The 2,891-nt window shown below is 41.2% G+C and carries 2 protein-coding genes; both read left to right on the top strand.

Annotated features, from left to right (window positions below; genetic code table 11):
- Positions 1 to 403 precede the first annotated feature (403 nt).
- Positions 404 to 1,372 (top strand): nitrogenase iron protein, encoded by a 969-nt coding sequence (nifH, locus tag IQ229_RS22040; RefSeq protein WP_194047398.1) that lies wholly within the window; start codon positions 404 to 406, stop codon positions 1,370 to 1,372.
- A 382-nt stretch (positions 1,373 to 1,754) separates the two neighbouring features.
- The coding region (locus IQ229_RS22035; protein ID WP_194047396.1) for a nitrogenase component 1 at positions 1,755 to 2,891 on the top strand (1,137 nt) is incomplete at its 3' end.

Genomic DNA, 2,891 nt, shown 5'->3' with positions numbered 1-2,891 from the left:
TTTGAGGTATGAGCAACCTTCAGGAGATTACAACAACTGATAATGCTAAATTCGTAATTCACATTGAATTTGGGTTTCCAATTTGTCATCTGTAGCTTTCTTTTTTTTCAACTGGTATTACTGCCGCTAGAGAAATGATTTGAGTGAGCGGATGGTAATACTTGCAATCTTCCTTGAGTAATGCCTTATTGCTCTAGCTATTAGTCAGAAAAAACAATGACTAATGGCTAACGAAAACTCACCAACACTTGAATATGTTCTTTCTTCGGACTCTTTTTGCTGTAGAACGAGCACCTCCAACGACGTTCTACATAAGGGACTTGCGCGAGTACCTCCAGTAGGTACAAAATGCCAACGCCTGATAAACCGACAGACCCACCAAACAATTACAGGATCAATCATTATGTCCGACGAAAAAATTAGACAAATTGCTTTCTACGGTAAAGGTGGTATCGGTAAATCTACCACTTCCCAAAACACCCTTGCTGCAATGGCAGAAGTGGGTAAACGCATCTTGATTGTCGGATGTGACCCCAAAGCTGACTCTACCCGTTTGATTCTGCACTGTAAAGCTCAAACCACCGTGTTACATCTTGCTGCGGAACGGGGCGCTGTGGAAGATATCGAACTTGAAGAAGTAGTTATCAATGGTTTCCGAGATATCAAATGCGTGGAATCTGGTGGACCTGAACCTGGTGTAGGTTGTGCCGGTCGGGGGATTATCACCGCCATCAACTTCTTAGAAGAAAACGGCGCTTACTCAAACGTAGATTTCGTATCTTACGACGTATTAGGCGACGTTGTATGTGGTGGTTTTGCTATGCCAATCCGTGAAGGCAAAGCCCAAGAAATCTACATCGTTACCTCCGGTGAAATGATGGCGATGTTTGCTGCTAATAATATCTCTCGCGGTGTTCTTAAGTACGCCCATACTGGTGGCGTGCGCTTGGGAGGTCTAATTTGTAATAGTCGTAATACAGATAGAGAAGACGAACTGATTAGCACCCTAGCAGCCAGATTGAGTACTCAGATGATTCACTTCGTGCCACGTGACAACATCGTGCAACACGCAGAATTGCGCCGAATGACTGTCAATGAGTACGCACCCGATAGCAATCAAGCTAATGAATACCGTACATTAGCAGACAAGATTATCAACAATACAAATCTTGCCGTTCCCACACCTATTGAGATGGACGAGCTAGAAGATTTGTTGATTGAATTTGGTATTCTCGAAAGCGAAGAAAATGCTGCAAAACTGATAGGTGCCGCCAACGCTCAAGCAGATGGTGAGAAGAAGCTAGAAGATGCTCAAGGCGAAGCATTAGAAGCAGTGAAAAAAGGAAACGTAGAAATAGTTTCTGGTAGCTAGAAGAAGTAAGGTTCTTGTTTAGACTCCGGTGCTAAATACAGAGTAAATATTAGGTGGGCTATTTTGTCCCACCCTCTGACCAATCCTTAAAAATGGAGGTAATCGAATAGCTAATCTTAACTCTGTGTGTTTTATCTTCACCGTGGCAACACCAATTTACCAAGATGTACACAGCAAAATTAATACTTTAATAGTCTAGTTCGTGTTTTTGTTTTCTCCTTCTCTAACCTAGTTGATGTTTATGTTTTAGGGGATGAGAAATCATCTTTCTCATCCCCCTTTTATTCCATACTTTAGATACACGGTTAATAAATGGAAATCATCTTTATTTTTTGGTAATTCAGTTAATACCTAATAACTTCTACCTATTGTCACCAAACAAATGAATCCCACACCAGGAAAAATCAACGATTCATTCAGTGAGTCAAATTCTGAAGATGCTCCTCAGCAACAGAAATTGCATAAAAAAAAGTCCTCTACACAATTACCCCAACCTGGAACTACTCAAGGGAGCTGCGCTTTTGATAGTGCAATGATTACCCTAGTACCAATCACCGATGCTGCTCATGTAGTTCACGGGCCAAGCGGCTGTGCTGCCAGCATTTGGGGAAGTTACAGCAGTCTTTCATCTGGTTCAATGCTCTACAAAATACGTTTTACCAGCGACATCGATGAGAACGATATCATCTTCGGTGGAGCCAAAAAGCTGTACAAAGGCATTTTAGAATTAGCAAGACGCTACAAACCGGCGGCGGTATTTGTCTACTCCACTTGCATCACCGCCTTAATTGGAGATGACATCGAGGGAGTTTGCAAAAATGCCACCGAGAAAACAGGAATACCCACCATACCTGTACATTGTCCTGGCTTTATTGGGAACCAAAATTTGGGCAATCGTGTTGCTGGTGAAGCGTTGCTAGAACACGTTATTGGAACAGCCGAACCAGAGACTAGTACAGATTATGACATCAACCTAATTGGTGAACATAACATCGCAGGTGCAATATGGAATGTTCTACCGTTATTGAATAAATTAGGTATCAGAGTTTTGGCTAAAATTACAGGCGATGCTGTCTACAAAGAAGTTTGCTATGCCCATCGTGCCAAACTTAATGTGCTACTCTCCTCCAAAGCACTAATTAACATGGCAAAAGGGATGGATAAAAAATATGGCATTCCCTACATTGAAGAGTCTATTTATGGCATAGAGTCAATAAATCAGTGTTTAAGGAATATTGCCGCCAAGTTGGGTAATCATGATTTGCAGGAACGTACAGAAAAGCTAATTGTAGAAGAAACTGCTGCAATAGATGAAAAACTCGCTCTGTTTATTACCCGATTGCAAGGTAAGCGTATTCTCCTGTCTATTGGAAGTTTCAAGAGTTGGATGATTATCTTTGCTGCTAAGAAATTGGAGATGGAAGTTATTGCTATTCTTACTAAGAATAATACTGATGAGGATAAAATTAGAGTCAAAAGTTTGCTGGGTCAAGATAGCATAATTCTAGAACAAAATAGT

The organism is Nostoc cf. edaphicum LEGE 07299 (genome assembly GCF_015207245.1).
Taxonomy (GTDB): Bacteria; Cyanobacteriota; Cyanobacteriia; order Cyanobacteriales; family Nostocaceae; genus Nostoc; species Nostoc edaphicum_B.
This window is presented reverse-complemented; position numbering and strand designations above follow the sequence as displayed.